The 19379-nt window shown below is 28.5% G+C and carries 12 protein-coding genes and 1 other RNA gene; 6 read left to right on the top strand and 7 right to left on the bottom strand.

Features of this window, described 5'->3' with window-relative positions:
* The first annotated feature begins 1 nt into the window (after position 1).
* Positions 2-742: a hypothetical protein gene (locus tag AXW82_RS01080; RefSeq protein ID WP_060913325.1), complete on the top strand. Its 741-nt coding sequence runs from the start codon at positions 2-4 to the stop codon at positions 740-742.
* A 74-nt stretch (positions 743-816) separates the two neighbouring features.
* On the opposite strand, the gene AXW82_RS01075 is transcribed toward AXW82_RS01080, so the two are convergent.
* The 5 genes from AXW82_RS01075 to AXW82_RS01055 form a co-directional block, all read right to left on the bottom strand.
* The gene (locus AXW82_RS01075) at positions 817-1251 is read right to left on the bottom strand and encodes a 23S rRNA (pseudouridine(1915)-N(3))-methyltransferase RlmH (protein ID WP_004794825.1); all 435 of its coding nucleotides are present in this window, start codon (positions 1249-1251) and stop codon (positions 817-819) included.
* The gene (gene mnmG, locus AXW82_RS01070) at positions 1251-3083 is read right to left on the bottom strand and encodes a tRNA uridine-5-carboxymethylaminomethyl(34) synthesis enzyme MnmG (protein WP_004794827.1); all 1833 of its coding nucleotides are present in this window, start codon (positions 3081-3083) and stop codon (positions 1251-1253) included. The genes AXW82_RS01075 and mnmG overlap by 1 nt, the downstream gene beginning before the upstream one ends.
* A gap of 94 nt (positions 3084-3177) precedes the next feature.
* Positions 3178-4668: an LppA-related lipoprotein gene (locus tag AXW82_RS01065; protein WP_004794829.1), complete on the bottom strand. Its 1491-nt coding sequence runs from the start codon at positions 4666-4668 to the stop codon at positions 3178-3180.
* A 43-nt stretch (positions 4669-4711) separates the two neighbouring features.
* On the bottom strand, positions 4712-5437 hold the full coding sequence (locus AXW82_RS01060; protein WP_004794832.1) for a class I SAM-dependent methyltransferase: 726 nt from the start codon (positions 5435-5437) through the stop codon (positions 4712-4714).
* A 3-nt stretch (positions 5438-5440) separates the two neighbouring features.
* Complete coding sequence (locus AXW82_RS01055) at positions 5441-7048, bottom strand: LppA-related lipoprotein (protein WP_235732103.1); 1608 nt, start codon at positions 7046-7048, stop codon at positions 5441-5443.
* A gap of 212 nt (positions 7049-7260) precedes the next feature.
* Between AXW82_RS01055 and rpoB the strand changes: the two genes are divergently transcribed.
* Positions 7261-10890, top strand: a complete 3630-nt coding sequence (gene rpoB / locus AXW82_RS01050; RefSeq protein WP_004794836.1) for a DNA-directed RNA polymerase subunit beta — start codon at positions 7261-7263, stop codon at positions 10888-10890.
* The gene (locus AXW82_RS01045) at positions 10880-15322 is read left to right on the top strand and encodes a DNA-directed RNA polymerase subunit beta' (RefSeq protein ID WP_044084304.1); all 4443 of its coding nucleotides are present in this window, start codon (positions 10880-10882) and stop codon (positions 15320-15322) included. Before rpoB ends, AXW82_RS01045 begins: the two co-directional genes overlap by 11 nt.
* Positions 15323-15357: 35 nt before the next feature.
* On the opposite strand, the gene AXW82_RS01040 is transcribed toward AXW82_RS01045, so the two are convergent.
* Together AXW82_RS01040 and ffs are read right to left on the bottom strand one after the other, a co-directional pair.
* The gene (locus AXW82_RS01040; protein WP_004794840.1) at positions 15358-15834 is read right to left on the bottom strand and encodes an NUDIX hydrolase; all 477 of its coding nucleotides are present in this window, start codon (positions 15832-15834) and stop codon (positions 15358-15360) included.
* A 19-nt stretch (positions 15835-15853) separates the two neighbouring features.
* An RNA gene (gene ffs / locus AXW82_RS01035) (signal recognition particle sRNA small type) lies at positions 15854-15950 on the bottom strand.
* Positions 15951-16044: 94 nt separating this feature from the next.
* On the opposite strand from ffs, the gene trpS reads away from it, so the two are divergent.
* Genes trpS through AXW82_RS01020 form a run of 3 tightly spaced genes read left to right on the top strand, consistent with a single transcriptional unit; the run spans position 16045 to position 19257 of the window.
* Positions 16045-17055 carry a tryptophan--tRNA ligase gene (trpS, locus tag AXW82_RS01030; protein ID WP_004794842.1) on the top strand — a complete coding sequence of 337 codons (1011 nt, stop codon included), beginning with the start codon at positions 16045-16047 and terminating at the stop codon, positions 17053-17055.
* Positions 17042-18787, top strand: a complete 1746-nt coding sequence (gene thrS, locus AXW82_RS01025) for a threonine--tRNA ligase (protein ID WP_004794844.1) — start codon at positions 17042-17044, stop codon at positions 18785-18787. The genes trpS and thrS overlap by 14 nt, the downstream gene beginning before the upstream one ends.
* The gene (locus AXW82_RS01020) at positions 18787-19257 is read left to right on the top strand and encodes a hypothetical protein (protein WP_004794845.1); all 471 of its coding nucleotides are present in this window, start codon (positions 18787-18789) and stop codon (positions 19255-19257) included. Before thrS ends, AXW82_RS01020 begins: the two co-directional genes overlap by 1 nt.
* Positions 19258-19379 lie beyond the last annotated feature (122 nt).

The following is a 19379-nucleotide window of genomic DNA, read 5'->3' as shown; positions in this document are numbered from 1 at the left end:
AGTGATAAATAACGAAAATAACCCTAAATTATCTATTGAAAAAGAATTATTAAAAACATATAAAGATGGATCATCTCAAAATGTAAATTATGCACAAGTTGCAATTAGGTTAAAAAATGGTGCAGGAGAGATTGTTAAAACTTACATAATTAATTTTGGGCAAAGACCTGTAAATACTAGTGTGCTTAATGATGTTCAATTAAAATCAGTAATAGATTCTAATAAAACAAATGATCCTAAAGGTACAATAAGAAGACTTATAAGTGATATTGAAAGTTGAAAAAATGCAATAAGTTCAAGAAGTGAATCTACCTTAACTACAATGGGTATAAATTTAGAGAGATTACTTGTTAAGATTCAACAACCAGATTATCAACTAGAAGATTTTGATATAGAACAATGATTTGATTTTAAGAATACAATTATAAATATCATGAGAGAGAATAATGTAAGCTTATCAGAAAGCGATAAACGTCAAAGAATTGAAACAGCATTAGAAAATATTAGATCAAAATGAAACGAGTTACAACAATATATAATCAATAAATCTGAGGATCAAAGTCTTACTGAAGATAAGCAAAGAATTCTTCAAGAAACAATGCAAAGAACAATACCAGAATTTTTTGAAGAAGTACATCAACCAATGATGAATGATCGTTCAAAAACCGTACAAGACCTTGAAAGACATTTAACAATCGTAACAAACAAATTTAATGAAATAAAAGAGCAAATTGAAAACTAAAATAAATAAAAAAATCTAGAGAATATTGTCTAGATTTTTTTATTTTTGAAAATATAGAATTATAGCACTTCATTTTATTTATGATAAGTTATACCATTTTTAATAGTAAAAGCTCTATATATTTGCTCAATTAACATTACTCTGAATAATTGGTGAGGAAAAGTCATTTTCGAAAAATTTATTTTGTTTTGAAACATTTCTTCATTAACACCATTAGAACCACCTATAACAAAAGTTATATTATCTATATTTGTTATATTTTGTGCAAATTCTTCAGAATCAATTTGCTTACCTTTTAGAGATAAGTAAATAACCAAAGAATTTTTAGGTATTTTTTCTAATATTAATTCAGTTTCTTTTTGTTTTTTTAATTCTATGTTTGAAATTTTTTGCTCTTTAACTTCAATTACATTTACCTTTGCAAAAAAGTTAACCTTTTTGACATAGTCATCAAATATCAGTTGATATTCTTTTGATAAACTGCCTACTGCAACAATATTTAATTTCATTATTTTCTGTTTGAAGCGATATAAAACATTAACATTTGAATATCTGAAGGATTGATCCCTGATATTCTTGAAGCTTGGCCAATAGTTTTTGGTCTAATCTTTTCAAGCTTTTGTTTTGCTTCAGTAGCTAAGTTTGCAACTTTATTATAGTCTAAGTCAGTAGGAATTTTGAAGTTATCAAGTTTAGCCATTTTTTGTGCTATTGTTTCTTGCTTTTTAATATAACCATCTAAACGCACTATTGTTGTTAATTCATTTTTAAAAGGAAAATCCCCAACAACATCTCTTGCATCAACTTCTGGACGCGCTAAAACCTTTATCATTGCAACACCATTTTCGATACCGTATTTTTTAGCTAGTTCACTTTTAGAAGAAACAAATTGAATACTTAATTCATTAATTTTTTCTTCAATTAACTTATACTTATCTACGACTTGTTGATATTGATCTTTTGATAATAAACCAACTTCATAACCATATTTTGATAATCTTAAATCAGGATTATCATTTCTAAGTAATAATCTATATTCAGCACGAGAAGTGAGCATTCTATATGGTTCTTTGGTTCCTTTTGTTACCAAATCATCGATTAAAACACCAATATATGCATCACTTCTTTTTAGAACAAGGGCATCTTTATTTTCTAATTTTAATCCAGCATTAATACCAGCAATTAATCCTTGAGCTGCCGCTTCTTCATATCCGCTTGTACCATTTATTTGACCCGCAGTAAATAAGTTCTCTATAACTTTAGATTCTAAGCTATCAGAAATTTGTAAAGGGTTTAAAGCATCATATTCAATAGCATATCCTCATTTTTGAATTCTGGCATTTTCAAGACCAGGAATAGTTTTTAGCATTTCAGCTTGCACTTCAATTGGCATTGATGTTGACATACCATTAACGTATATAATACTTCCATCAGCTGTTTCTGGTTCAAAAAATATTTGGTGCCTATTTTTATTTCTGAAACGCATAACCTTATCTTCGACACTTGGGCAATATCTAGGTCCAATTCCTTCGATTAATCCTGAATACATTGCTGACTTATTTATATTTTTCTCAATAATTTCATGAGTTTTTTCGTTTGTATATGTCAAATAACAAGAAATTTGCTCAGCTAATTTTACACCTGATCTAGTTGAAAAAGTTAAAGCTGTATCATCCAAAACTTCTTTTTCCACTTTAGAAAAATCAATTGAATCAGCAAAAACTCTAGCAGGGGTACCTGTTTTTAATCTTTGTAATTCTAAACCATGTTTTTCTAGAGAAACACTTAATTTTGGTGTTGTTTTTTGATTATCCGGACCACTTATAGTTATATCACTTCCTCTTAGAATTCTAGAATTCATGTATGTTCCTGTTGTAATAACAACTACTTTAGCTTCAATTATTTCTCCACCTTCAAGTTGCACGCCTTTAAAAATGTTATTTTCATCTGTGATAATTTCTTCTACAACTGCTTCAATTAAAGTTATATTTTCATGTTTAGATAAAGCTTCATTAATGATTTTTGAATATTTTTCTTTATCAATTTGAGCTCTTAAAGCTCTTACAGCTGGACCTTTTGATTCATTTAACATTTTAATTTGAATCATAGCTAAATCAGAGAAATAACCTTGCACTCCTCCGAGTGCATCGATTTCTCTTGTAATTATTCCTTTTGCAGGACCACCAATAGAAGGGTTGCAAGGCATCATAGCTAATTTCCCTAAATCAAAAGATATTAAGGCTACTTTATGCCCCTTATTAGCGAGTGCAAATGTTGCTTCAACTCCTGCATGACCACCACCAATAACGATGGCTTCAAAATTTCTTTTAGTTATACTCATAGTTACTTAATTTTATCAAATTTAATTTTTTGCGTTATTATAAAAACATAGTTTTTATGAAAAAAATAGCAAAAATGCTATTTTGTTTTTATTATTATTTTTTCAATTCTGCAGAATTAAAAGTTGCTAAGTTATTAGTTTGAATTTGATCATTAAACCCATTTATTTCTAGAAAAGAATCATAATCATCAGAAGCATAAATAGGAATGTTTAGTTTAGTTTTGATTAAAATATTTTTATTATCATCTATTGTAATATCAAAATTTTCTATTATCGATTCAGCAAATCTAGTAACAAATGGATATAAAACAATATTATTTTTTAATGAAGCCAGGTTTTCTAACGAAATACCATTTTCATTAGTTGAATAAACTTTATCATTTTTAGCCTTTAATTTTAAAGACTTAAAAATCAATTGTTTAATGGAATGGATTTCTTGCTCGTTTAAATAGTTTTTTAAATCTTGCGAGTTACTTTCTTGCACTCAAGAATTTAATTTGTTTTTAATTCTTGTATTTTCTTTAGTTCTTTCAATAAATTCATTACTATCAAGATAAAATTCAAAGTTTTCTAAATTATTATGTCTTCTAAAACCATCAAAATTATATATAAATACTTCACTAGGTCTTTTTGGAACATTTTCTTCGATGTGTTCTAATATGACTTTTAAAGACAACTGCCCCGTTAAGTCGTTGGCTTTTATTTCTTGGATTCTATATTGATATTTTTCTATATAACTATCTTTAATATCTAAAAATTTGAATGGTAAAGATGGATTCAATCTAACACTTGCATTTTTAAATAAGGAATTTACCATAGCATAGTCTTCTAAAGTATAAAAACCATATGACTCATCATTATCTGATGTATTTTTTTCCGAGTTATAATATTCATATCTATCGTTAATGCTTTTATTAAGCATTAGCATAGAAGCCAATAAAGATGGAAATATGTTTTTATATTTATCTTCAAGGTTTTTCTTGATTAGTATTTCACTTTGTTTGGATTCATTTATTGTTTCTTGTTTTGGGATCAAGAACCCTTTCAATGTAATTTTTTTTGAAACAATCTTTTTAGATTTCTTTGAAATAAAATTTATTTGAATGTTCTTAATAATTCCATCCTCATCATCTGAAATTATATTTTTCGTATCAACTAGATCAATATTAAATCTTTCTTTTACTTTATTATCTATTTCTATCAAGTTATAAATAACCTCGTACTGATCAGAAATAGATAATAAGTATTTTGAAGCTACTTGTGAGGAAATATTTTGATCATTGATTATAAATTCTGTTTTAAAATTAATTACATCAGAAAAATCTTCTTCATCATCATCATCTTTCTTATTTTGAACTTTATTTGAATTATCTTTTAGTTTTTCATCTTGTTCAATAGGTTTTTTAAAAGAATCCTTATTATTTAAATCTCCTTTATTTGAATTATTCGTTGAAGGATTCATTGGTTTTGTATTTTCTTTATCAATATTCATATTTGAATCATTTTTGGTTTGTGAGCATGAAATCACATTAATATTAGTTAATGAAGCTGAAATTAATAAAGTTAATTTTCAATATTTTTTCATTGTTAAATTGTATCACTTATCTTGTTTTAAAAAAATAGCTATGCTATTTCTTTAAAATTCAAAAATTAGTGTTATCCGAAAAGTCTAATACATGTTGATTTTCATTAAATTGTTTATCTCTATTTACAATTTCGATAACTTTAAAGTTTGTATTTTGTTTTATGATATCTTTAATTTCATTAGTTGAATATAAATGCATAAAGTCGCATGCGTTTTCTTCGTTTTTAAATATATAATCACCAAAAATTTCGAATTTAAATTCTTTACAGTGTTCTATGTTTTTTTTGTAATTTTGTAAATATTTTTGTTCATCTCTTTCATGCGCAGTGAATATAAATATTCCACCTGGTTTTAATACTCTATAAATTTCTTTTAAAGCCTTTATTCTACCAAAATTACTAGGTATTCCAGGTCAACCATTAAAAGAAAAGAAAACAAAATCAAATTCATTGTTTTTAAAATTTAAATTTGTCGCATCTTCGACCAAAAAGTTTATTGAGTAATTTAAAATATTATTTATATCATTGCATTGCTTAATCATTGATGATGAAATATCTGCGCCAGTTATGTTATTTCAACCTTTTTCATATAATCAGAACGTAGTTCTACCAGATCCGCACCCTATGTCTAATATTTTTGATTGCTTTGGAATATATTTAGTAATAAGGAATTCTTCAGATTTTCATAGTCTAACATTTATTGTTGCGTTTCCGTACTTTAAAAGTGTTTTTTCATTGTGAAAAACACTTTTGTCATTTTTATTAACCATTGCTTAACTCTTGTAAAATTTTGACTTAAATAGAGTTCCGGTTGCATTAAAACTTAACGTAGGACCCAATGAACTTAAGTCGGTCATATCAATAAATGATGAAGATTCGTATGAATTAATTGAAAGATTTGCTTCTACATTTAGTATAAGTGGTGAATTTTGCCCATCTATTGGTTCAAGAAAAATTTCGAAATCACTTAAAATACTTTCGCTATACTTAGTTATAAAAGGGAAAATTGCGTTATTACTATTAGTTGCTTTTATATTGTTCAGTAAAATACCATTTTCTTTTGTTCTATAGGTTCTGTCGGTAATAATCATTTGTAATGAATTAAAAATAAACCTTTTAAGTAATCCAACTTCAAACTCATTAAAATTATTTTTAATGCTTGTTTTGGAGTCTATTTGTGAATTGTCATCGTAAATCTCTTTTAATTTGCTTGAAATTTTATTATTTTCTTTTATTTTAGAACTAAATACTTCTGTTTCAATATTGAAATAGATCTCTTTTTTATTTGTATTATGCTTTCTTAAATTATTAAACTTAAGAGTTTTAGTAACATCTGGTAATCCAGAATTTGTTTCGTTCATATCTGATACTAGAACTTCTAATTCTAAAGTCCCCTCATTATCATTTGCCTTAACACCATTTATTTTATAAGTGTATTTAGTTTCATCAATTTCATTTATCTTTATAAAATTATTGGGCATAGAAGGATTAAATCTTAATGATTTATCAAAAAATAAGTCATCTTTATCATTTATTCCATGATTTCGAATATCACTAATTGAATATTCTGAGTCTTGTTTTTCTATTTCGTTCAACTTTGTTTCAACATCATTATTTTTGTTTTTTATTAACATTATTCCTAATAAAGAGGGAAAGATATTTTTATAAATTTCATAATGCTCTTCGTCTTGTTCTGAAACAAAATCATTCTTAGAATTTATTTCTTTTGCTCTTGTTTTAAAACCGCTCAAGCTAAATGTTTTTTCTATAAAGTTATTATTATTACTTTTAGAACTAAACTTCAATTTGATGTTACTTAAAATGCCGGTCTCATTATTTGTCTTTATTGATGGAATTTCTAAGACATTAATAAAATATTTCTCAGTGATTTTTTGATCAAAAATCATTTGATTACTAATTTCGTTTGGAGTATTTTTTACCCTCTCTAAAAACGAAAAAGCATCAAATGTTTTATAGTGTTTTGAAGATATTTCAAAATTATTTGGAATGTCTTCTAGATCACTAAAATCAAAATCGTTTTTTGACGTTTTTTCTTCTTTATCAATTTGAGTTGTAGCGCTCTGATCTTTTTTTAGTTCTTCAGAATTGTCTTTTTCTTTGAGTTTATCTTTTGTCTTTTGTTTTTCATCATCATTAATTACGCTATTTTGTTTTCCAATGTTGCTACTGTTAGTAGTCTTATTAGGTTCTTTTTCTTTCTTATCATTTTTGGTTTCGTTTGTTTTTTCTTTGTTCTTAATTTCTGCTTCTTTAGTTATTGGTTGTTTGCTTTCATTATTTGAGCAGGAAATAACGACAACTGGTAAAGTTAAACTATTCAACAAACACAAGAAAGTACATATTTTTTTCCTTATTTTCATGTGCGAAATTTTACCATTTTTTATTATTTTAAAAAAATAAGTCAATAAAAAACTTTATTAAAATAACTTTTAAGACTATATATATTATGAATAAGGTATTAAAATTAGATTAAGGAATTTGCTTTTGTATTGTATAATTTAAATACTTTTATAAAGTATATTACTTGTAAAAGTTTTATTTATTTTAATTACATATTTTAGAAAGAGGGTTTATGATTGAAGGCACAAAAAAATTCGTAGTTCGTAAGTTTGGTCCTAAAACCGAAAGAAGAGACTATTCGGTAACAAAAAAATCATTAGAATTAACGGATATATTAAGCACAAGTAAAGAAAGTTTTGATAACTTTATGAAGAAACGTATTCAAGAAGTATTGCTTGATGTTTACCCTATTACAACAGGTAACGTTAAACTTGATTATGTTAAAAACTCTGTAGATGTTGAATATCCTTTTAAAAAGATAACAAGTGAAACAGAAGAAATCAACAAATGTAAAGCAAAAGGAATTAACTTTAGTTCAAAAATTTACATTCAACTTCAAAAAGAAAATACTTTAACTGGTGAGCGTAAAACAGATAGAGTATTATTGGGAGAAATCCCTTACATGACATCTGGTGGTAGTTTCATTATCAATGGTAGTGAAAAAGTTATAGTTAGCCAGTTAGTTCGTTCTCCAGGTGCATATTTCGGGATTGGGGTACGTAACAAACAATCAGATGATCTTTTCAATAAACTAGAAATTTTGCCAAGAATCGGATCTTGATTAGAAATTTCTCATAAAGTTACAACTAACACATTAGATACTGTAAAAGTAAAAGTTGATAAAAACAAAAATATTCAGCTTGGAACCTTTTTAGCATCTTTTGGATTTAACGAAAAAAATATAAAGAAACTTTTTGGTTCAAATGCTTTACTTGATGAAACACTTAAAAAAGACAAAATCTTAGAAAAAGAACATGAAGATAAAGAAGAATTAATAAATGAAGCACAAGAAGACATCTTTAGAAGTATTAGAAAAGGTGATCGTGATACAGCTGATGCTAAAAAATCACTATTACCCGGAATGTTATTCGACAGAAGAAGATATAACTTATCTGAAACAGGGCGTTATATGTTGAATAATAAACTTTCTTTAGTTGATCGTATTACAAACACATATTTAGCTCAAGAAATTAAAAACAAAAACGGTGAAATTATTTTTGAAAAAGGTATTTTCATTGATTTTGAATTAGCTAAAAAAATTCAAGAAAGTTTTAATTTAGGTATAGTAGCTTCAGAAAAACTTGAAGACATTAAACCTGAACATGTTTACTTCAAACTATATAGACCAGAATTAACTCAAAATAATCCTCAAAACTTATTTAATAATCCTGAGTTAAGAAAAAGAATAAAAGTCGTTAAAGTAAAAGTTTACCCAAATAAAAAATGAATGAATGATGAAACAAAAGAACCAGTTATCGTTATTGGTAATGACCCTAAATCAGTTGAACAACATTTATTAATTTCAGATATTGTTGCTGCAATTAGCTACTACTTTAACTTAACTGATGGTGTGGGACAAGATGATGATCCTGATTCATTAGTAAATAAACGTATTGTTTCTGTTGGTGAATTAATTGAAGGACAATTACAATTAGCATTAACAAAATTAGAAAAAACAACCAAAGAGCGTATTGGTGCCAAAGATGTTGAAAAAGTAACGGCAAAAAATGTTACAAATAATAAACTTATTACGAATCAATTCAAATCTTTCTTCAATACTTCTAAACTTTCACAGTTTATGGATCAAATAAACCCATTAGCCGAAGTTTCAAACAAACGTCGTGTTACATCTTTAGGGCCTGGTGGTCTTAGTCGTGATACAGCTCAATTCGAAGTTCGTGACGTTCACTCAACTCACTATGGAAGAATTTGTCCAATCGAAACTCCAGAAGGATTAAACATTGGATTGATCTTAAACTTTGCAACCTATGCAAAAGTTGATGACAAAGGTTTCTTAAAAACTCCATACTACAAAGTTAATAATGGAGTTGTAGACTATGAAGACGTTAGATACTTAACGGCTTCTGAAGAATTTGGTTACTCAATTGCTCAATCTTCAGTTCGTGTTGATGAAAATAATAAAATTATTGATGAATTTTTAACAATTAGACGTAATTATACATACGAAAACGGTAGAAGTGATGACGTTGATTTTATAGAAGTTTCATCAAAACAAATTGTTTCTGTTGCTGCTGCTGGTATTCCTTTCTTGGAAAATGATGATGCCAACCGTGCTCTTATGGGTGCAAACATGCAACGTCAAGCAGTACCACTTTTACAAACAGAAGCCCCTTTAATAGCAACAGGTATTGAAGCTGATATTGCTAAATATTCATCATATAACTTAGTTGCGAAAAATGCAGGTAAAGTAACGTTTGTTGATGGTTCAAGAATTCATATCCAAAGAAAAGAAAGTACCGTAACAGACAAATATACTTTAAGAAATTTTGAAAGAAGTAATCAAGGAACATTAATTCAACAAAGACCACTTGTAAGAATTGGTGATGAAGTTGAAGTTGGCGACATTTTAACTGACGGATCATCATTTAAAGATGGTGAATTAGCCTTAGGTAAGAATGTTCTTGTCGGTTTCACGACATGAAACGGTTATAACTTTGAGGATGCTGTTATTATTAATGAAAGATTAGTAAAAAATGATGTTTATACATCAATACATATTGAAGAACAAACAATCCAATTTAGAACATCAAGAGCCGGAGATGACGAACTAACAAAAGAAGTTCCAAATGCTTCAAAATACTCATTAAGAAATCTTGATGACGATGGAATTGTTAAAGTTGGATCAGAAGTATATCCAGGTGATATATTAGTTGGTCGTGTTTCTCCTAAGGGTGAAGAAAACCCATCACAAGAGGAGAAAATGCTTTATGCTATTCTAGGACAAAGATCTCCTTCTACAAAAGATACATCATTAAAAGTTAAGAATGGACATAGTGGTACAATCACACATGTTGAAATTTTATCAAGAGAAAAAGGTGATGTTTTAGAAGAAGGTATTGAAAAAATAGTAAAAGTTTCAATCGCTCAAAAACGTAAAATCAAAGTCGGTGATAAGATGGCTGGTCGTCATGGAAACAAAGGGGTTATTTCAATCGTTTTACCAGAAGAAGATATGCCATATTTAGAAGACGGAACACCACTTGACATTATGCTTAATCCTCAAGGGGTTCCATCACGTATGAACATTGGTCAAATTCTTGAGTTACACCTTGGTATGGCTGCAAGAAAACTAAATGTTAAATTTGTTTCACCTTCATTTGATGGTGTTAAAAAACCAGATATTGAAGCAGCATTAGAGGAAGCAGGATTAGACAAGACAGGAAAACAAGTTCTTATTGATCCTATTACAGGTAGAAAGTTCGATAAACCTGTTTCAGTTGGTGTTATGTACATGTTAAAACTTAACCATATGGTTGATGATAAGATGCATGCACGTTCAGTTGGTCCATACTCATTAATCACTCAACAACCATTAGGAGGTAAATCTCAAAATGGTGGTCAAAGATTTGGGGAAATGGAAACATGAGCCTTAGAATCTTACGGAGCAACAAATGTTCTTCAAGAAATTCTTACATATAAATCAGATGACATTATTGGGCGTAATGCACTTTATAGTGCTTTGGTATCAGGAAAAGAATTACCTACACCTGGTACACCAGAATCATTCAATGTTCTTAGTTACGAATTAAAAGGATTAGGAATGAAATTAGAACAAAGTTACGATGATAGTAACGATGATTACCAAGTATTACAATTTGAATCAGGAGGTGATGGTGAATAATTCGTCTTTAAACATGCGTAATAAAGAAAAAATTAAAAAAATAACCCTCTCATTAGCTACTAGAGAAGATGTAAAAAGTTGATCACATGGTGAAGTTACTAAACCAGAAACAATTAATTATAAAACTTATAAGCCTGAAAAAGACGGTTTATTTGATGAGTTAATTTTCGGTCCAGTTATTGACTATAAATGTCCTATTTGTGGTACTAAGTACAAAAAAAGTGATGTTAATACTATTTGTTCAAAAACACAACAATGTAAAAAGTATAACCCTGAGATACTTCCGAAAATTTCAAGAAGAAGTAGAATGGGTCACATTTCATTACACACACCTGTTGTACATTTTTGATTCTTTAAAATAGATCACTCAGTTATTTCAAATCTACTTGGTCTTAGAATTGAAGATGGAAGCGAAAAACAAGCAGTAACTAAATCTGATCTTGAAAAACTTATTTATTATAAATCACATATAGTTCTTGAAAGTGGTTCATTAAAGTCACTTAAAAAGAATACAATTATTGATATTAATGAAGCCGCAAATATTTATGATAAAGCTTTAGAAGAATTAAAAGAACTCAATCAAGATGATGAAGAAGCTTTAGAAAATATTACGGAAGCATTGTATGAGTTAAGGGAATACGCTCAATCTCAAGATGGGAAAGATTTTGGTATTGATTTTTATCAATATAATAATGTTATTAGAGAATATTCAGATGCAATTATTGGTACTGGATCACAAGCTATTGAATATTTATTAAAAAATCTTGACCTTGAAAAAGAACAACAAATTGTCCAAGAACAAATCGATAAAATCAATAATGAAATTAATAAACAACGTGATGTTTCAACATCAAAAATTCAACAAAGACAAAAACTATATAAACGTTTAACAATAATTTCTTCATTTATAAGATCAGGCCAAAAACCAACTGATATGTTAATCTACGAATTACCTGTTATTCCTGCGGATCTTAGACCATTAGTTCAATTAGATGGGGGAAGACACTCAACAAGTGATGTTAACGAACTTTATCGTCGTATTATTATTAGAAACAACCGTCTAGCTAAATGAAACGAAACAGATGCTCCGATGCTTATTAAACAAAATGAGTATCGTATGATTCAAGAAGCTGTTGATGCTTTAATTGATAACGCTAGAAAGAAACCTACTCCAGTTTCTTCAAGAGATAATCACCCTCTTAAATCTATTTCTGATGGACTAACAGGAAAAAAAGGACGTTTTCGTCAAAATCTTTTAGGGAAACGTGTTGACTATTCTGCGCGTAGTGTTATTGTTGGGGGACCTTCATTAAAAATGTATGAAGTTGGTGTTCCTCGTGATATTGCTGCAAAATTATTTGAACCATGAATTATTAAAGCCTTAATAGAAAAAGAAGATGGAATTACAAGTATTAAAACAGCTAAAAAATTAATAGAAAATCTTGATCCAAGAATTTGACCATATGTTGAAAAAGCTATCGAAAATCGTCCAGTTCTTTTAAACCGTGCACCTACATTGCACCGTCTTTCAATTCAAGCCTTTCAGCCTGTCTTAATACGTTCAAAAGCTATAAAATTACACCCATTAGTAACAACCGCTTTTAACGCTGACTTCGACGGGGACCAAATGGCTATTCACGTACCAGTATCTGAAAAAGCAGTTCGTGAAGCTCAAGAATTAATGCTTGCTTCTAAAAATATTTTAGGACCTAAAGATGGAGAACCTATCATTAACCCTTCACAGGATATTATTTTAGGTCTTTACTATTTAACAATTGAAAAAACAGGGGAAAAAGCTATTGGTGAAGGTAATTATTACCAAAACCTTGATGAGTTAATGTTAGCTTATGAAAGAGGTAAGGTAACTTTACATTCAAGAGTAATTCTTCCTATTAAATCATTAAATAAACCACAATTACTGAATGCTACTAAAAAACCATATTTATTCTCAACTGTCGGAAAATTCTTGCTAAATAGCGTGCTTCCAGCAGATTTTGAATTCGTTTTTGGTAAATATGTAGAAAAAACATATAAGAAAAATTCAAAAGGTGAAACAAAAGTTTCAGAAAAAGAAGTTATTCATACTTCAAGATATGATTTGGAAAGATATACACTTGATTATGGACAAAACTTCCGCGAAGAAATTGCTAATACAGAATTAAACTTAGCTTTATCTAAAAAAGATATTGCAAGAATTATTAGAAAAATATATGAAGAATATGTTGCAGTAATAACAATTGAAGATATAGCGAAAGTTTTAGATTCTGTTAATAAATTAAACTTTAAAGATCAATTAGATAATCTTAAATTACTTGTTGATTATAAAGGTGATTTAATTCCTAACTCACATGCTAAATTAATTAATCAATTTATTTCAGAAGAATTTGAAAAAATTTCTTACACATATAAAGCCGCTGACTCACTAAAAGATTCAGTTGAATGATCAATTAATGAATATTCAAAGGGTCTTGAAAAAGTTTGATTCAGATATTCAAACTATGTATCAGAAATATTAGACAAAATTAAAGAATTAGGATTTAAATATTCTACTATTTCAGGTACAACAATTTCTATGAATGATGTTAAAACGTTAGATTCAACATCAGAACACATAAAAGAAGGTGAAGAATACATTAACAAACTTAAAGAATTCTTCGAAAATGGTTACTTAACTGATGATGAACGTTATAAATTAACAATTGAAAAATGAGCAAAAGTTAAAGATAAAATTGAAAAATCACTTAAAGAAGTTACAAAATCAGATTTAGATAACCCATTATTTATGATGATGACTTCTGGAGCCCGTGGTAATTCATCTAACTTTACCCAGTTAGCAGGTATGCGTGGGCTTATGAGTAACAACACCAAAGTTCTTAAAGCCGATGCTGAAAACGACCGTGTCGTTCGTTCAACAATTGAAATTCCAGTTAAATCTTCTTTCTTACGTGGACTTAGTGCATATGAATTTTATTCATCTACCCACGGGGCTCGTAAGGGTCTTACAGATACAGCTCTTAACACAGCTAAATCTGGGTACTTAACTCGTAGATTAGTGGACGTTGCTCAAAGTATAGTAGTTAGAGAAGCGGATTGTGGATCAGATTTTGGTTTCGTTGTAAAAGCAATTAAAGATACAAAAACTGACACAGTTATTGAAACATTATGAGAAAGAATTGAAGGTAGATATACAAACAAGGCTATCTATGATGAAAATAATAACCTTGTTATTGATGCAAATCAATTAATTACACCAGAAATTGCTAATAAAATAGTTAATGATTTAAAACTAGAGCAAGTAGAAATTCGTTCAGTATTATCTTGTCACACAAAGAATGGTGTATGTAAAGTGTGTTATGGAAAAGATCTTGCTTCAAACCGTGTAGTTAATATTGGTGAAGCTGTTGGTATTGTTGCAGCTCAATCAATCGGTGAACCTGGAACACAGCTTACCATGCGTACATTCCATACTGGAGGGGTTGCTGGGGTTGAAGATATTACAGGTGGATTCGGAAGATTGATTGAGTTAATTGATGCTTATGACAATCCATGAGGTAAACCAGCTGAAATTTCTAAAGTATATGGGGTTATAGCTAAAATCGAACAAGTTGTAAGTAAGGATACTGGAAAAGTAACGGATATAACAGAAGTTACAATTGCAACAAAAGATGATCAAGGAAATGATTATATAGAAGTTGTTACAGGTAGAACATCACAAAAACTACGTGTTAAAGTTGGTGATTCAGTTATTCCTGGTCAAAAGATCTTTGAAGGTCCAATTGTTTTAAATCAATTATTAAATGCAACTGATGCTAGAACTGTTCAAAATTACCTATTAAAAGAAATTCAAAGATTATACCGTTTACAAGGTATTACAATTGCGGATAAATATATCGAAATTATTATTTCTCAAATGCTTTCAAAAATTTTAATTATTGATCCAGGTGATTCAAGATTCTTTAGTGGAGCATTGGTTGATACATTTGTTTACCAAAATGAAAATGCTAAATTATTAGCTGATGGTAAAAAACCTGCTTACGGAAAAGTTAAAATTTCTGGTGCAAAACAAATACCATTGCTTTCTAGTTCATTCTTAGCTGCGGCTTCTTTCCAAGAAACAGCTAAAATCCTTGTTAATTCATCGGTTGGTCAAAGAGTTGATCAACTTGAAGGTCTTAAAGAAAATATTATTTTAGGGCAAAAAATTCCTGCTGGAACAAACTCAGATTATGAATTAAAAGGTAAATATGATATTAGAGAATTTAGATCATATTTCCCTAACAAAATCGATCCAAATAATTATGTTGAACCAACTCTTGATATTTCAGAAGATGAATTATCAATAGATGACATAACAGAAGAATCATATAGTGATGAAATTTTTGATCAAAATGACGAATATAATGAATTCTACGATTTTGGGGATGAAGTTTAAAAAATAAAATACTGCCAAGAGGCAGTATTTTTATATTAATTATCTTTTTCACTTGTGAAAAATAACCCAGAATCACTTCTATTTATATGTTTTAGTACATTTTTGGGTCTAAAATCTATATTATTTAAATCTTCAATATTTACTCATTCAAAATATAAGTTTCTTCCATTTTCAACTAATGTAAACTTGCTATTTTGCATTTGTTCAATAGGTTCTATTTTTCCTTCAAAATAAAAACAAACTTCATGAACATTTGAGTTTGAAAATTTTGAAAAGTAAAAAGTTTCATCAATGAATTTTTCCTTTAATTCTTTTAAATCAACCTTTAATTCTTCTTTAATTTCCCTTTTAATAGCGTCAAAAATTTTTTCACCAAATTCAACTTTACCACCAGGTAAATATCTATATGAATTTGAATCATCATAAGCTAATAATATTTTATTTTCTCATTTAATTATGCAAGCAGTCCTCATTTTGAAAGTATTATCATCTTTTTTAAAAAAAATATCCATGTATCCCCCTTTTAAACAATGATTAAAAAAGACCGCCAGACACAACACTTCTTCATATGGCTGCTATATCTCTATCCTGACCAAGTTAGTAGGTTATTGTTCTGATGGCTATAATATTATAATATGATTTTCTTGAAAATCGAAACAAAAAGAGGTAAAAATTATATATAATATATTAATAATAATATATTAACTTTTTTAAGGAGAATAATGGAAAGATTTGTAAGTGGAATTAAACCTACCGGTGAGTTAACGCTTGGTAATTATATTGGTGCGATAAAAAATTTTATTAAAATGCAAAATGATTACGAATCATACATATTCGTAGCTGACTTACATGCTTTAACGACAGGTTCTGTTATTGCTAAGGAATTAAAGAAACAAAGAGAATCTATAGTTGCACTTTACATAGCTTGTGGACTTGATTTTAATAAAAGTGCAATTTTTTATCAGTCTCAAATTTTAGAACACTCTGCTATGCAATGACTTTGCACTTCTGAAACAACACTTGGGGAACTTAAAAGAATGACTCAATTCAAGGATAAGGCTTCAAAATTGAAGCAAGGAAACGGAACAGAAAAGATACCAACAGGATTGTTAATGTACCCAACATTAATGGCGGCAGATATATTGTTATATAATCCTGATGTTGTACCAGTTGGTGAAGATCAAATACAACATTTAGAATTAACAAGAAACATAGCTGAAAGATTAAATAAAAATTATAAAGCTAACTTTAAAATACCAAAAGGCCTTGTTCCTAAAGTTGGTTCTAAAATTAAATCACTAACAGATCCAACTGTTAAAATGTCTAAAAGCGAAAAAGGGACCAAGTCTACAATATATTTATTAGAAGATCCGCAACAAGCATATAATAAAATTCTAAAATCAGTTACTGACTCTGAAAACAAAATTTATATTTCTCAAGACAAACCAGGTATATTGAACTTATTAAATATTTATGCATCATTAACCGATAAAACACTTGAAGAAGCAGCGGAAATATTTGAAGACTCTAATTACAAAGAATTTAAAGAAGCAGTAGCTACCGAAGTAAAGAATTTATTAATAAATATTCAAAGTAAATATAATGAATCATTGAGTAAAGTAAATGAAATAGTTAATATAGGAGCAAAGAAAGCCCATAAAATTGCGAAACACGTTTTAAATAATTTACAAGTAAAAATGGGTCTTTATGGAGAAGAAAATGAAAGCAAATAAAGAATTAAATCATACAACATCACACCTTTTAGGTGCAGCAATTGAAAAATTGTATCCAAATGTTAAGTTAGGTTTTGGGCCAGCAACTGATGAAGGTTTCTATTATGATTTTGAGTTTGAGCAACCATTAAGTGACACTGAACTAAGCAAAATCGAAAAGTTCATGAAAAAGTTAGCTTCTAGAAATTTAGTTATGACACAAGTTTCTGAAGAAAACTATTCTTTTGAAAATAAACCTTACAAAAAAGAATTATATGATGAGTTAAAGGCGCAAGGTAAACATATAACCTTTTACTCATTAATTGATCCTCTAAGTAAGGAAGTTATTTTCACAGATCTTTGTGCTGGTGGGCACGTGAATGATACAAAACACATTAAACATTTTAAACTTTTAAACCTCGCAGGAGCATATTGAAGAGGTAACTCAGATAACATTCAGTTAACTAGAATTTACGGAACTAGCTGAGAATCTGCTAATGAACTAGAAGAATTTTTAAATATCTTAAAGGATAGAAAAGAACGTGACCATAGAAAAATTGGAAAAGAAATGAAACTTTTCACATTTAATAAATTGGGTGGTCAAGGGTTGCCTTTTTGACTTGAAGATGGTATGTATATACATAACGAAATTAAAAACCTTGTTTTAAAAATGGATAGAAAATATGGATTTACCGAGGTTTTAACTCCGCATTTTGGTGAAGAAGAATTATATGTGACTTCTGGTCATTTAGCTCATTATAAAGATGATATGTTTAAACCTATTATCGTTGAAAATGAAAAACTAATCCCTCGTCCAATGACATGTCCACACCACATTTTATGTTATAACACAGAAAAGCGTTCTTATAGAGATTTACCAATTAGATATTCTGAACAATCACAATTGTATAGGTATGAAAAATCAGGTGCCTTAACAGGTCTAGAACGTGTTAGAGGTATGTTATTAACAGAAGGACACTTATTTGTAAGGAAAGACCAAATTGCTCAAGAGTTTAAATCAATGTATAAACTTATAAAAGAAACTCTAGAGGCATTTAAAATTAAAATAAGCTATGTTTCATTATCATTACGTGATCCTGAAAACAAAGAAAAATACTATAATGATGACAAAATGTGAAATGAAGCTGAAGATGAGTTGAGAAAAGTTCTTAATGAACTTGGGGTAGAATATGAAGAAAAAGTAGGCGAAGCAGCGTTTTATGGACCTAAAATGGATATTCAAATTTTTACAGCTTTAGGTCACGAAATAACAGTTTCAACATTACAACTTGACTTTTTATTACCTCAAAAATTCAACATGACTTTCACTAATAAGAACAATGAAGACGAAAGACCAGTTTTAATTCACAGAGGTTTAGTGGGAACATATGAAAGATTTGTTGCTATTTTAATTGAGCAAACTAAAGGTGTATTGCCATTTTGATTAGCACCAAAGCAAATTACAGTTATCCCTGCAACAAATAACGATGAAGACATCGAATATGCTAAAGAAATAAATCAAAAACTTTTTGAATTAGAGTTTAGATCAAAAGTTGATTTAAGAGAAGAAAGATTAAGCAAAAAAATACGTGAAGCACAAATTTCTAAATCGAAAATACAATTAATTTTAGGTGAAAAAGAAAGATTATCAAAAACTATTTCTTACCGTGAATATGGTAAAGAAGAAACTATCACATTGAGTGTTGAAAGTTTTATTGATTTTATTTCAAAACTCAAAGCATCAAAAGAATAATGTTTAATAAACCTGTTTATCAAAAAAATATTTTAGAAAAAATCTTTTTTATATTACTTGGTTTATCTTCTCTGGGCATGCTTTTGTTAAGTGATAAAGTAATTCAATGAAAATTCTTTTTAGACACAAATTGAGAACTTTCTATTACATGGAGAATAATATCTAGTTTTATATTCACAACTATTTTTAGTCTATTAGCCTTGTTTTTAGTTTTAACAAATAATTTAAGGTTAATTTATTTACAAATTGTAGCCTTTATAATTGCTATTGTTATTACTGTTTTTTGGATCCCAACTTATGTAATTGATTCAAGTTCAAGCTCAAATGAAAAAATATTAAAATGGACTTGATATAAATATGATATTATTCCGGTTTTTGTTATTTATTTAATTTTTTATGCACTAACAAAAGCTTTTTCTAAAGAAATTTATATCAATAAAGTAAGGAAACTTATTTCCAAAAAGCCTTAATTCCGGTCATTTCCGGAATTTTTTTACTCTCACAGAATTCTGTGAGAGTAATAATTTTTAGCAAAAAAACTGTGTGAGAATTCATTAAATTTATTAAAATATTAAATATATAGAGAAAAAGG

It is taken from the genome of Mycoplasmopsis canis PG 14, assembly GCF_001553195.1.
GTDB lineage: Bacteria > Bacillota_I > Bacilli_A > Mycoplasmatales > Metamycoplasmataceae > Mycoplasmopsis > Mycoplasmopsis canis.
This window is presented reverse-complemented; position numbering and strand designations above follow the sequence as displayed.